11 protein-coding genes are annotated in these 12,685 nt (G+C 52.7%); 6 read left to right on the top strand and 5 right to left on the bottom strand.

Going from position 1 to position 12,685, the window contains the following annotated elements:
• The first annotated feature begins 90 nt into the window (after nt 1–90).
• The 3 genes from BZJ18_RS11780 (at nt 91) to BZJ18_RS11790 (ending at nt 2,760) form a co-directional block, all read left to right on the top strand.
• Nucleotides 91–1,362, top strand: coding sequence for an NRAMP family divalent metal transporter (locus BZJ18_RS11780; protein WP_077456955.1), 1,272 nt, complete (start codon nt 91–93; stop codon nt 1,360–1,362).
• Nucleotides 1,363–1,569: 207 nt separating this feature from the next.
• Nucleotides 1,570–2,238: a Bax inhibitor-1/YccA family protein gene (locus tag BZJ18_RS11785; protein WP_069588355.1), complete on the top strand. Its 669-nt coding sequence runs from the start codon at nt 1,570–1,572 to the stop codon at nt 2,236–2,238.
• Between the two features lie 192 nt (nt 2,239–2,430).
• A complete protein-coding gene (locus tag BZJ18_RS11790; RefSeq protein ID WP_069588353.1) occupies nt 2,431–2,760 on the top strand; it encodes a TusE/DsrC/DsvC family sulfur relay protein in 330 nt (109 codons plus the stop codon).
• Between the two features lie 29 nt (nt 2,761–2,789).
• Here BZJ18_RS11790 and yccX read toward each other — a convergent pair whose 3' ends face one another.
• Nucleotides 2,790–3,062 (bottom strand): acylphosphatase, encoded by a 273-nt coding sequence (yccX, locus tag BZJ18_RS11795; protein WP_069588352.1) that lies wholly within the window; start codon nt 3,060–3,062, stop codon nt 2,790–2,792.
• Between the two features lie 80 nt (nt 3,063–3,142).
• On the opposite strand from yccX, the gene BZJ18_RS11800 reads away from it, so the two are divergent.
• The 3 genes from BZJ18_RS11800 (at nt 3,143) to BZJ18_RS11810 (ending at nt 6,967) form a co-directional block, all read left to right on the top strand.
• Nucleotides 3,143–4,519, top strand: a complete 1,377-nt coding sequence (locus BZJ18_RS11800; protein ID WP_077456957.1) for a methyl-accepting chemotaxis protein — start codon at nt 3,143–3,145, stop codon at nt 4,517–4,519.
• 188 nt (nt 4,520–4,707) lie between these two features.
• Nucleotides 4,708–5,895, top strand: a complete 1,188-nt coding sequence (locus BZJ18_RS11805; RefSeq protein ID WP_077456959.1) for a class I SAM-dependent methyltransferase — start codon at nt 4,708–4,710, stop codon at nt 5,893–5,895.
• A 112-nt stretch (nt 5,896–6,007) separates the two neighbouring features.
• A complete protein-coding gene (locus BZJ18_RS11810) occupies nt 6,008–6,967 on the top strand; it encodes a sensor domain-containing diguanylate cyclase (RefSeq protein ID WP_077456961.1) in 960 nt (319 codons plus the stop codon).
• A gap of 65 nt (nt 6,968–7,032) precedes the next feature.
• On the opposite strand, the gene BZJ18_RS11815 is transcribed toward BZJ18_RS11810, so the two are convergent.
• The 4 genes from BZJ18_RS11815 to prpB all read right to left on the bottom strand — a co-directional run bounded on the left by BZJ18_RS11815 (nt 7,033) and on the right by prpB (nt 12,620).
• The gene (locus BZJ18_RS11815) at nt 7,033–8,943 is read right to left on the bottom strand and encodes a propionyl-CoA synthetase (RefSeq protein WP_274532563.1); all 1,911 of its coding nucleotides are present in this window, start codon (nt 8,941–8,943) and stop codon (nt 7,033–7,035) included.
• Between the two features lie 46 nt (nt 8,944–8,989).
• Nucleotides 8,990–10,441 carry a bifunctional 2-methylcitrate dehydratase/aconitate hydratase gene (locus tag BZJ18_RS11820; RefSeq protein ID WP_077456965.1) on the bottom strand — a complete coding sequence of 484 codons (1,452 nt, stop codon included), beginning with the start codon at nt 10,439–10,441 and terminating at the stop codon, nt 8,990–8,992.
• Nucleotides 10,442–10,484: 43 nt separating this feature from the next.
• Nucleotides 10,485–11,636: a bifunctional 2-methylcitrate synthase/citrate synthase gene (gene prpC / locus BZJ18_RS11825; protein ID WP_077456967.1), complete on the bottom strand. Its 1,152-nt coding sequence runs from the start codon at nt 11,634–11,636 to the stop codon at nt 10,485–10,487.
• A 114-nt stretch (nt 11,637–11,750) separates the two neighbouring features.
• On the bottom strand, nt 11,751–12,620 hold the full coding sequence (prpB, locus tag BZJ18_RS11830) for a methylisocitrate lyase (protein ID WP_077456969.1): 870 nt from the start codon (nt 12,618–12,620) through the stop codon (nt 11,751–11,753).
• Between the last annotated feature and the right edge of the window lie 65 nt (nt 12,621–12,685).

A 12,685-nucleotide genomic window follows, 5' to 3' on the forward strand; every position in this document is an offset into this window, starting at 1 on the left:
ATGTTATTGATAACCTGCTATTGACAATAAAATTAATCGAATAGCGATAAAAACAAACACAACAACGCAATTATTATAAAGGAAACAATCATGCAAACCGTCTCTCCTCATGAGGCCGGGTCGCGTTTATCTGTGATCCAACGTGTTCGCGCCTTGGGGCCGGGCATTATGATGGCCGCTGCCGCCGTGGGTGGCTCTCATCTGGTTGCCTCAACCAAAGCCGGTGCCATTTATGGTTGGCAATTGGCCGCATTGATCCTGCTGGTAAATCTCTTTAAATACCCTTTTTTCCGCGCAGGCGTGCAATACACGGCAGGAACCGGCGAAACCTTAGTAGAGGGCTATGCCCGCCTTGGCCGCGGGTATCTGTGGCTTTTTATCGTGCTCAGCGCAGTATCCGGCGTGATCAATACAGCCGCACTGACTTTATTTAGCGCCAGCCTGCTAAGCTATTTTGTGCCGTTTGATCTTTCCCTGACCGCCCTTTCCATCATTATTGTAATGACTTGTTTGGTCATTCTAATTGCTGGTCATTACAAGGCGTTGGATTGGCTATCTAAAGTGATCATGGCGACGCTCACCTGTGCCACCTTGGTCGCGGTGACTGTGGCAATCGGCAACCCTGTCGCGGTTGAACCTAATTTTCAGGCTCCGTCCATTTGGTCAATCACGGCGATTGGCTTTATCGTGGTCACCATGGGTTGGATGCCCGCCCCGATTGAAATTTCTAGCATCACCTCGGTGTGGCTAAAGCGTAAAGCGCAATCTGAGCCCATTAATGCTAAAGCGGCGCTGTTTGATTTTAACGTCGGCTATATCGGCACCGCTGCATTGGCGATTGTGTTTCTATCGCTCGGTGCCCTGCTGTTGCATGGCAGTGGGGTTGAATTAAAGCAATCTGGGATTGGCTTTTCGCATCAATTGGTTGGCCTGTATGCGGCCACGATTGGTGAATGGTCCCGCTATTTGATTGCGGTAGTCGCTTTTTTCTGTATCTTCGGCAGCACCATTACCGTGATCGACGGGTATGCGCGGGTCGTGTCTGAATCGCAGCGCTTATTGCGTCGCCAGCCACAAGCCTCGCCACTGGTGACTCAAGGCTGGATGTTAATCACGGCCGTGTTAGCGCTCGGTATTGTCGCGTTTTGGACCGGTGCATTGCTAACCATGCTCGATTTCGCCATGATTGCTGCATTCGTGACCACGCCGTTCTTTGCATTACTCAACTATATTTTGGTGACCAAACACCGCTTACCRCCTGAAGTGACCATGAGTAAGTCGATGCGCGCACTGGCGATCGTGGGCCTGATGTATTTATTCGGCTTTTTAGCAGTATTTATTTGGTGGAAGTGGTTGATGTAACAAAGTTTACCTTGTTCACGCTTGAAGGGCTGGGTTAACATCCTTTTACAACTTCACCATCGGCGTTGAGCACGGATAAGGTATTATTTGCTTTATAAAAGCCAGTCATGGTTTAGGTTAAGGACGTGGGTAGCTTGAAAAAGTGAACGACTGCCCACATAACTGTCGTATTAAGAAATGGATTGTTAACCCAACCGGGAGAACGTTATGAACGATCGTATCGTTTCGCACAGCCAGTCACAGCAGAGTGCGTTATCTACCAACAAAGTGCTACGTAACACGTATGCACTGCTATCGATGACACTGATCACCAGTGCTATCGCGGCCTTTATCGCTATCGCTGTCGGCATCGGCCCAATGATGTCGCTAGGTATGACCCTAGGTGCGTTGGCGATCGTGTTCTTTGTGCTACCTCGCACTATGAACTCCTCCGCGGGTATTGTGTGGACCTTCGTGTTCACCGGTCTTCTAGGCGCCTCGTTAGGCCCAACACTGACCTATTACCTGAGTCTGTCGAGTGGCCCAGGGATTGTGATGCAGGCGCTTGCTACCACAGGTATGGTATTCCTTGGCCTGTCGGCTTACGCCATTACATCGAAGAAAGACTTCTCTTTCATGGGTGGCTTCTTGGTTGCCGGTGTGATCGCGCTATTGGTGGCGATGGTCGCGAACATCTTCCTACAGATCCCAGCGCTGAGCTTGGCGATCAGCACCATTGCGGTACTGATTTTCTCAGCCTTTATTCTGTATGACACCAGCAACATCATTAACGGCGGCGAGACCAACTACATCCGCGCCACCGTGTCGCTGTATTTGAATATCTTCAACATCTTCGTTCACCTGCTGAGCATTCTTGGCATCATGAACGACGACTAAGTGCCACACAAAAATTGTGTATGCACCACCAAAGCCGGCTATTGCCGGCTTTTTTTATAGCAGCACGCACAAGCGTGATGAAGAAACCTGTCCGCAATAAACGTCAGTTGCACTCATTCCAGTCGCTCGCTATGCTTTGCAGCCTTATCAACGGCGAGAACATCCGCTGGGATGACGAACAAAGGCAAGACTATGTTGGTGTATGAAGGTGAAACCGTTGCAACGGATGCGCAAGGGTATTTAAAAAACGTAGACGATTGGCACGAAGCGCTGGTTCCCTTGTTGGCTGAGCAAGAAGGCATTGCACTGACCGAGGCCCACTGGGAAGTGATCCACTTTGTCCGCCATTTTTACCAAGAATACAACACCTCACCGGCGGTGCGTTTATTGGTAAAATCGATGGAAAAAGAATACGGCCCAGAGAAAGGTAACAGCAAATATCTGTTTAAGCTCTTTCCGAAAGGCCCGGCCAAACAAGCAACCAAATTGGCAGGCCTCCCCAAACCCGCCAAATGTTTGTAACTAGGCCCCATTAAAGACCTTCCCACGACCTACTGAATGGCAAACCCATCCACGGAACGCCATTCAGTATCTTCGTGTTTAACCTGATTCACGCTCGCGGTGGGCGGCCCTTGATCTAACCATGCAATAAGGGCATCAACCGACTCTTCGCGGCCACATGCCAACACCTCAACGCGTCCATCTGGCAAGTTCTTCGCGTACCCAGTCAAAGACAGTTTTAATGCCTCGTGCGCGGTGTGATAACGAAAGCCAACGCCCTGAACGTGACCTGTGACATAGGCCTTGACGCATTTTTGAGACATCGGTCACCTCCACTGTATTTCCATTGCATAATGACATCTGTATAACGCTACATGAGACAGTCGTTTGACAGGATTACGTCATGAAAGAAGTAGCGTTTCGATGGATTGATAAATACCTCATCCACCTTCGGCTCCAAGAAAAATTTTACCTTATCTTTTTCCTTCCCCTCCTCGCAATGATAGTGATAGCGCTGACACTCGATGCAGCGTCGGACACGCGAGTGGCAACCAACATGCAGGCGGAAGGCCAAGCCATTCAGGCCCTTGTGACGAAATACGATTTGCCAGCGCAAGAAGTACGCACGGTACTACAAAACCAGCAAAGCGGGTTTACGCTCACGCCGTCGGGACAGCTTGACTATCAACCAGATGGCACCTTGTTCACCTACCTTGGCACACTCGATTGGAGCTTGCTGCTTGGCATGGTAGTGGTGATTGCGCTGTTGACCTATTACATCATGACCTTTATCGGCGGCGCGATGTACACCATGAACCAAGCTCTCTTAAAGCTAGCAGATGGGGAACTCAGCTACCGAATGAACTTCTTCCCAGTACGGGATGAGTTCAGCCAGATCGCGATTACCATCGACAAAGTGCTTGAGCGTGAGCAAAACATGGTGAAAGCCATTCAGCAAAGCGCAGAGATGATGGATAGCTTGTCATCGAGCCTGCAGCAGCGCAGCGACGAAAGTGAATCACTGGGTGAAAGCCAACGTCAGTATCTTGATTCACTCGCCAGTGCCACCGAGGAAATGGCGGGATCGATTCGTGAAGTGGCGAGCCACGCCACCGATACGTCTACTCAGACCCAAGAGGCTACTGAGGCGGCTCAGCAAGGGCGTCAGCAAGTTCAGCAAACCATGACGGCGATTAACGCGCTGGCCAGTGAGATTGCTCAAGCCGCGGATAAGGTGACCGAACTGAATCAAAATGCTGAGCAAATTGGCAGCGTGGTGACCACCATCAACGCCATCAGCGAGCAGACCAACTTATTGGCCCTGAATGCGGCGATCGAGGCTGCCCGTGCGGGCGAGCAAGGGCGTGGCTTTGCGGTAGTCGCCGATGAGGTGCGCACCTTGGCAAGCCGCACTCAAGAGTCCACGGTCGATATTCAAACCATGATTGAGTCGCTGCAAACGCATACCACTGAGTTGCGTCGCGTTATGGAGGGCACCGTCGAAAATGCGTCTGCCAGCGAAGCTGCGGTGCAAGAGATTGATGCCGAGATCAGCCAAATCGCCGCTCGTAGCAGCACGATTTCTGATCGCAGTACCGAAATTGCAGCCGCCGCCGAGCAACAAGGCAACGTGGCGAGTACGATTTCACAAGATGTCGAACAGGTGCGCAGCCAGTCCACGCAAGTCGCACAAATGCTGCGAGATTCTGCGACCGAAGTCAGCGAGCTTGGCACGCAAGCCCAGCAATTGAAAACCTTGGTGGCAGGACTTCGTACCTAACTCCCTTGGTGTACCGTCCGTATGCTTCCTATCACGCGCCCACCTCTGGGCGCGTTTTTATTGCAATGACACCGGCCTTGCTCGACAATACCCGCCCTTTTTTGCTTTATCCGCAAGTCACGTCATGATGCAGGTGCCTTACTCAGCATTTTGACGTGTTTTGCACCACCAAATTGTTAGGAACGTCCATGACTGCCACTGTGTATCTCGCCAAAGGCCGCGATAAATCCATCAAACGCCGCCATCCTTGGATTTTCTCGCGCGGCATTGCCCGCATCGAAGGGAAACCTGCTTTGGGTGACACGGTCACTGTTTGTGATCATCAAGGTGAATTTTTAGGGCTAGGCGCCTATTCACCGCAATCGCAAATTCGAGTTCGCATGTGGTGCTTTGAAAAAACCCCCATCGACAGTGACTTTTTCCTTGCCCGTATTCGTGCGGCAAAGCCGCTGCGCACCATGCTCGCTCAGCGTGATGGGCTCACTGGTTATCGCCTATTAGCCGCTGAGTCTGACGGCGTCCCCGGTATCACCGTCGACAAGTACGATAACTATTTGGTGTGTCAATTGCTTAGCGCCGGCGCGGATGCTCAGCGTGATAACCTCGTCACTGCCCTGCGTACCGAGTTTCCAAAGTGCCATATCTACGAGCGTTCCGATGTGGCGATTCGCAAAAAAGAAGGCCTTAAACCGCGCACCGGCGTTTTACACGGTGAGGAACCGCCTGCGTCCGTCATCATCGAAGAAAACGGCGTGGCGATTGAAGTCGATATTGCCAATGGCCACAAAACCGGCTTTTATCTCGACCAACGGGATAGCCGCGAACAAGCGGTGAAATACATGGATGGCAAACGGGTCTTAAACTGCTTTTGCTACACTGGCGGTTTTGGCTTGTATGCGCAAAAAGGCAATGCTAAGCAGGTCACTAATGTGGATGTCTCACAGCCCGCGCTCGACAAAGCGAAAGCCAATGCGGCGCGAAACGGCTTTGATCTCACCCGTGCTGAGTTTGTGAATGCCGATGTGTTCAAGCTGCTGCGCACTTATCGCGAACAAGGCGAGCGCTTTGATGTGATTGTGATGGATCCGCCCAAATTTGCGGAGTCCAAATCCCAACTGACCGGCGCATGTCGCGGCTACAAAGATATTAATATGCTCGCTATGCAGCTTCTTAATCCGGGCGGTGTGCTGCTCAGCTATTCGTGCTCGGGCTTAATGGATGCGGGCCTGTTCCAAAAGATACTGGCAGACGCGGCATTAGATGCCGGTAAAAACGTGCAGTTTATTGAGCGCTTTGCACAAGCGGCGGACCATCCCACTCACAGTGCATATCCGGAAGGTTTTTACCTCAAAGGCTTTGCGTGTTTGGTGCAATAACACACGGTCTTTAACTGGTGTGCGGACGGGCGCAAAGCGCGTCCGCACTTCTGGACACAATTGTCTGATGAATCTACGTTTAAGTAAGTAGCGACCCGACAGGAGTGTTCAGATGCTAAGCCCCATTAAGCCCAACGACGAAGCTCAACGCCTCAAAAAATTACAAGACACTGGCGTGCTTGATACCGAAGACGAAGAGCGCTTTGATCGCATCACTCGCTTAGCTAAACGCCTTTTCGATGTCCCCATCGCCCTCGTCAGCCTCATTGACGATGATCGCCAGTGGTTTAAATCCTGCTTTGGCCTTAACGTGCGCCAAACGCCACGCGATATCTCTTTTTGTGGTCATGCTATTTTGGGCGATCAACCCTTTGTGGTGAAAGACGCCAGCCTCGATCCACGCTTCGCTGATAATCCCCTTGTTGCGGGCGAGCCACATATTCGCTTTTATGCCGGATACCCGCTCTCGCTCGGCGACGGGAGTAACATGGGCACCCTGTGTGTGATTGATGATAAGCCGCGCCGTTTTAGCGATGAAGATCTGCGCTTTTTGAAGGATTTGGCCCTACTCGCCGAGAGTGAGCTCTCCTCAGCGCAAACCGCATATACCGATGATCTCACGGGAATATCTAATCGACGCGGCTTTATGCAGCTAGCCAGTCGCGCCGTACAGCACTGTCAGCGCATGAATTCGCCGTATTCACTGGCATTCATCGATTTAAACGATTTTAAAATCATCAATGATACTTATGGTCATTCCGAAGGGGATATCGCCCTTCGTCATATGGCTAATCTGCTGCGCGCCAACATGCGCGAATCCGATGTGTTTGCACGGTTTGGTGGCGATGAGTTTGTGGTGTTTCTCTCCGGTGCTGGGCGTGAAGCCGCCGAGCAAGCACTCGACCGTTTTGCCGGTGTGGTGGAACGGTTTAATCAAATCAATCGCCACACCTACCCTATCTCATTCAGTTATGGCGTGGCGACCAGCTCCATGTCGACGCCACGCAGCTTGGATGATCTACTGGATGAAGCCGACACCAAGATGTACCAGCAAAAAAATGCCAAGGTGTAAGCCAAAAAGCGGGGTGTAACACCCCGCTTTGCGTTAATACCCGTGCGAATATCTGCCTATCCCTATTAGGAAGAAGACAGCGCCGCTGCAATGGTCTCCAAACTGCTCGGATCGTCGATCGTCGAGGGGACTTGGTAAGATTCGCCATCCGCCATCTGACGAATAATACGACGCAAGATTTTACCTGAGCGTGTTTTAGGCAACTTCTCCACGATAACCGCGTGTTTAAAGCAAGCGATCGCGCCAATTTGATCCCGCACGCGCTGAACCAACTCCCGTTCTATCTCGCCACTCACTGAGACAAAACCGTCTTTCAGTACCACCAAGCCGAGCGGCAATTGGCCTTTGAGCTCATCGTGCATGCCCACCACCGCACATTCGGCGACCGCTTCATGGCTGCCTAACACCTCTTCCATTTCGCCGGTCGATAAGCGGTGGCCCGCGACGTTAATCACATCATCAATCCGTCCCATCACAAACACATAGCCATCTTCGTCCATGTAGCCGCCATCACCCGAAACATAGTAGCCGGGGAATTGGCTAAGATAGCCAGATTCAAAGCGATCGTGGTTGCGCCACACAGTCGGCAGGCAGCTGGGCGGCAGAGGACGCTTCACGGCAATGTATCCTTGCTGGTTTGGTGCGGCAATCTCGCCCATTTCATCGAGAATACACACCTGATAGCCAGGACTTGGCATGGTTGCCGAACCGGGCTTGGTCGCAAAGCAGGTTAACCCCAATGGATTGCCCGCAATCGCCCAGCCAGTTTCGGTTTGCCACCAGTGATCAACCACGGGTCGCTGGGTCTTTTCTTCCACCCACTCCAATGTCGGTGGATCAAGCCGCTCGCCGGCCATAAACACCGTACGTAAAGATGTCATCGGATAGCGCGCAAGGTGCTCACCATTTGGGTCTTGCTTTTTAATCGCCCGAAAGGCGGTAGGCGCCGAGAATAAGATGCTGACGTTATACTCATCACATACACGCCAAAACGCTCCCGCATCCGGTGTACCGACTGGCTTGCCTTCAAACATCACCGTGGTGCAGCCGTGTAGCAAAGGGGCATACACAATATACGAGTGCCCCACTACCCAGCCGACATCCGAAGCGGCCCAAAACACTTCACCGGGTTTGACGTTGTAAATCGCGCTCATGCTGTACTTCATCGCCACCGCGTGGCCGCCATTGTCACGCACTACGCCTTTGGGTTTGCCCGTGGTACCGGAGGTATAGAGGATATATAAAGGATCGGTGGCATTGACAGGCACCGGCGCCGCAGGGGTGGCTTCAGCTAATAGCGACGCCCAATCAGCATCACGCGGATTGTCTAAATTGGCACGACACATCGCACGCTGATAGACCACTACATGGTCGGGTTTGTAGCGACTGTCCATGATGGCCTGATCAACCATCGGCTTATAGGCCAAGGTTTTCGCGCCCTCGATGCCGCATGAGGCGGTAAGCACTACTTTAGGCTCTGCATCTTCAATCCGTACGGCCAGCTCGTTCGGGGCAAAACCACCAAACACCACCGAATGGATCGCACCAAGCCGTGCACACGCGAGCATCGCCACGGTGGCTTCTGGGATCATGGGCATATAAATCACCACGCGATCCCCCTTTTCAACCCCTAAGCCTGCCAGCATGCCAGCAACTTTCGCCACGTAGTCACGCAACGCGGCATAGGTGTAAGTGGTTTTTTTGTCAGTAACCGGTGAGTCGTAAATAAGCGCGGTTTGTTCGCCCCGACCTTGTTCAACATGCGCATCGAGTGCCATATAGGCGGTATTCATGGTGCCATCGGCAAACCAGCGCTCAATGCCATTATCGTCTTTGCTAAGAATGGTTTGTGGAAAGGTAAACCAATCGAGCTGCTTGGTGGCCTGTGCCTGCCAAAATCCCTCGGGGTCACGACTGGCCCAATCCGCATGGTGTTGGTAACTTGCTTCTTGCATAAGCGGCTCCTTATCGCCCACCCTTGGCAGGCGATACGTTTGCAGGCAATGGATTCATTCCGCGTGCTTAGTTAACCACAAACAACGACATAAATTCGTGCACCGGGGTTTTCTCCAGCGCGGCCTGATCGCTACACAAGGCAACGATTTTTTCACTCTGTGCGCGCGGGAAACGGGTCGCCAAGTTGGTGCGGAATTTTTGCTCCAGCACAGGGATCCCTTCTTCGCGACGACGGCGATGACCAATCGGATATTCCACGGCGACTTGTTCAGTGCTGCTACCATCGGTAAAGAAGATTTGGATCGCATTGGCAATCGATCGCTTATCGGCTTCTAGATATTCCGCGCTATAGCGTGGGTCTTCTTTGATCACCATTTTTTGCCGTAGCGCGTCAATACGCGGGTCGGCGTGATGGAAAGCGTCTTCATAGTGCTCGGCCACTAGATTGCCGTATAGCAGCGGTACTGCCACCATATATTGCAGGCAGTGGTCACGGTCAGCCGGATTAGCCAACTCCCCTTCTTTAGAAATGATGCGAATGGCGGATTCATGGGTGGTGATTTCAATACGTTCAATCTCATCCATGCGGTCTTTCACCTGTGAATGCAGGGTCACCGCCGCTTCCACCGCGGTTTGAGCATGAAACTCAGCAGGGAAGGAAATCTTAAACAGTACGTTTTCCATCACGTAGCTGGCAAAGTCTTGCTTGATACTAAAGGCATTGCCATTAAACAGCACATCGTAATAGCCCCATTTAGGTGCGCTAAGTACCGACGGCAAGCCCATCTCGCCTTTCATGGTGATCATCGCCAGACGCACCGCACGAGAGGTAGCATCGCCCGCCGCCCACGATTTGCGTGAACCAGCGTTCGGCGCATGACGGTAGGTGCGCAGCGCACAGCCATCCACCCAAGCTTGTGAGACGGCATCAATTATCTGATCGCGATTACCGCCCAGCATTTTAGTGACCACGGCTGTTGATGCCACGCGCACCAATAAAACGTGATCGAGCCCAACACGGTTAAAGCTATTCTCAAGGGCGAGCACGCCTTGGATCTCATGCGCTTTGATCATCGCAGTCAATACATCGCGCATGGTGAGTGGTGGTTTGCCTTCGGCCACGGCCACGCGGCTTAAATAATCGGCGGTGGCCAAAATTCCGCCCAAGTTATCAGACGGATGGCCCCACTCGGCGGCGAGCCAAGTATCGTTAAAATCGAGCCAGCGAATAATACAGCCGATGTTAAACGCGGCAGTGACCGGATCAAGCTCGTGAGAGGTGCCCGGCACCCGCGCCCCGTGGCGTACTGTCGTGCCCGGCACCAGTGGCCCTAGGTGTTTGGTACATTCAGGGAAACGTAGCGCCAGCAAGCCACAGCCAAGGGTATCCATCAAACAGTTGCGTGCGGTGTTGTAGGCCTCTGCCGAGGCAATCGGCGTGCTGTCGACATAGTCAGCAATTTGCACCAATAAGGCATCAGGGTCAGGGCGCTGGTTCAGTTCTACGTTGTTGCTCATGGTCAATTCCTTCTGTAATTTCAATCGGGTGAATGCGTGCCGATTAGGGGCGCTGATCGATAGGTAGCCAATCTTGGTGTTCAGGGCCGTCGTAATCGGCACTTGGGCGAATAATGCGGTTATTAGCGCGCTGCTCAAACACATGCGCCGCCCAGCCCGTTACTCGGCTCATCACAAAAATCGGGGTAAACAACTTGGTCGGGATGCCCATAAAGTGATAGGCCGATGCGTGATAGAAATCGGCATTGGGGAACAAGCCTTTCTCGCGCTTCATCACTTGTTCAACCCGTTCAGACACGTCGTACAGCCAAGCGTCTGGCGCGTTTTGCGCCAGCTGTTTCGACCAATGTTTGATAAGCGCATTGCGGGGGTCGGACTCACGATAAATCGCATGCCCAAACCCCATCACCTTGTCTTTATTGGCGAGCATTTGCATTAACCCTGCTTCGGCTTCGTCAGGTGTGCGCCATTGTTCTAGCATCGCCATCGCCGCTTCATTGGCACCACCATGCAATGGGCCGCGCAAGCTGCCGATGGCCGCGGTAATGCAAGAGTGCAAATCGGACAAAGTGGACGCGCACACACGGGCGGTAAAGGTCGAAGCATTGAACTCATGCTCGGCATACAGCACCAGCGAGCAATGCATCACAGATTCATACAGTGGCGACGGCGTTTCATCAGTGAGCATTTTGAGGAAGTAACCGCCAATGCTTTTCACCTCAGGCTGGTAGGTATCGACTCGCACGCCATCATGCGAATAGCGGTACCAGTAACAGATAATAGCCGGCAACATCGCCAACAGCGTATCGGTTTTATCCGCTTGCTCATTAAAGTCGGTTTCTTGATCCAAGTTACCCAGCATCGAGCAGCCGGTACGCATCACATCCATGGGGTGCGCATTGGCAGGAATTCGCTCCAGCACGGCTTTTAAGGCGTCAGGTAACCCCCGCTTGCCGACCAAGGTTTCTATGTAGTCGCCCAGCGCTTGGCGATTGGGGAGTTGGCCTTTAAGTAGCAGGTAAGCGACTTCCTCAAATTGGGCGTGATTGGCTAAATCGGTAATGTCATAACCGCGATAGGTTAATCCAGTGCCGGTTTGCCCCACCGTACACAAGGCGGTGGTGCCGGCACTTTGGCCGCGAAGGCCCGCGCCGGAGAGTGATTTATCTTTGGGTGCGACGGCGACATTTGTCATGATTGGCTCCTTTCCTTTGATGCCATCAGATTCAACCGCTGCATGAATCCGTGAACGTGGCGATAATTCCAGTGGTGTAACCGACGTTTTCACACCGAGGGTGTGCGTCTGTGATCACTCTTTTCCAAATAGGCGATCCAATTGCTGTTCGTAGGTGTGATAGCCCAAGAAGTCATAGAGGGCATCACGGGTTTGCATGGTGTCGACCACGTTTTTCTGGTGGCCATCATCCAGCAGGTGTTGATACACATTGAGGGCCGCTTGGTTCATGGCACGAAACGCAGAGAGCGGATACAGCACCATGCTGACCCCGACGCCCGCCAGCTCTTGGCTGGTAAACAGTGGGGTTTGACCAAACTCGGTGATATTCGCCAGCACCGGCACCTTTACTTGCTCGACAAAGGCTTGGTACTGCTCGAGTGTTTGCATGGCTTCGGGGAAAATCATGTCCGCCCCTGCTTCTACGTACGCTCTGGCGCGGGCGACAGCACTGTCCATGCCTTCCACCGCCAAGGCATCAGTGCGCGCCATGATCACAAATTCAGGATCGGTGCGCGCGTCCACCGCGGCTTTAATGCGGTCGACCATTTCAGCTTGGCTGACAATTTCTTTGTTAGGGCGATGACCGCAGCGCTTTTGCGCCACTTGATCTTCCATATGCACCGCGCCCGCGCCGGCTCGTTCCATTTCACGAATAGTGCGAGCAATATTGAGCGCACCGCCAAAGCCGGTATCAATATCTACCAGCAAGGGCACATCGGTTGCTGCGGTGATCCGGCGGACATCTTCCAACACATCGTTAAGCGTGGTGATCCCCAAATCCGGTAAGCCATAAGAGGCATTAGCAATCCCGCCTCCTGACAGGTAAATGGCTTGATGCCCCACCCGCTCTGCCATCATGGCGCAATAGGGGTTAATGGTGCCGACGACTTGCAGCGGAATATTGCTGCGCACCGCTTGGCGAAAACGTGCACCTGCACTCATAGTATTCTCCTTATACATTCGTGGTTTAGCGGGGCTCACCACCGCACTATTTTTAATTCGTCAGT

Source organism: Salinivibrio sp. IB872, from assembly GCF_001995345.1.
Classification (GTDB): Bacteria; Pseudomonadota; Gammaproteobacteria; order Enterobacterales; family Vibrionaceae; genus Salinivibrio; species Salinivibrio proteolyticus.

Bases quoted from the DNA above. Each gene is read 5' to 3' on its own strand.
- BZJ18_RS11785 (WP_069588355.1), top strand. From the start codon at position 1,570: ATGAACGATCGTATCGTTTCGCACAGCCAGTCACAGCAGAGTGCGTTA.
- BZJ18_RS11790 (WP_069588353.1), top strand. From the start codon at position 2,431: ATGTTGGTGTATGAAGGTGAAACCGTTGCAACGGATGCGCAAGGGTAT.
- yccX (WP_069588352.1), bottom strand. From the start codon at position 3,062: ATGTCTCAAAAATGCGTCAAGGCCTATGTCACAGGTCACGTTCAGGGC.
- BZJ18_RS11800 (WP_077456957.1), top strand. From the start codon at position 3,143: ATGAAAGAAGTAGCGTTTCGATGGATTGATAAATACCTCATCCACCTT.
- BZJ18_RS11805 (WP_077456959.1), top strand. From the start codon at position 4,708: ATGACTGCCACTGTGTATCTCGCCAAAGGCCGCGATAAATCCATCAAA.
- BZJ18_RS11810 (WP_077456961.1), top strand. From the start codon at position 6,008: ATGCTAAGCCCCATTAAGCCCAACGACGAAGCTCAACGCCTCAAAAAA.
- BZJ18_RS11820 (WP_077456965.1), bottom strand. From the start codon at position 10,441: ATGAGCAACAACGTAGAACTGAACCAGCGCCCTGACCCTGATGCCTTA.
- prpC (WP_077456967.1), bottom strand. From the start codon at position 11,636: ATGACAAATGTCGCCGTCGCACCCAAAGATAAATCACTCTCCGGCGCG.
- prpB (WP_077456969.1), bottom strand. From the start codon at position 12,620: ATGAGTGCAGGTGCACGTTTTCGCCAAGCGGTGCGCAGCAATATTCCG.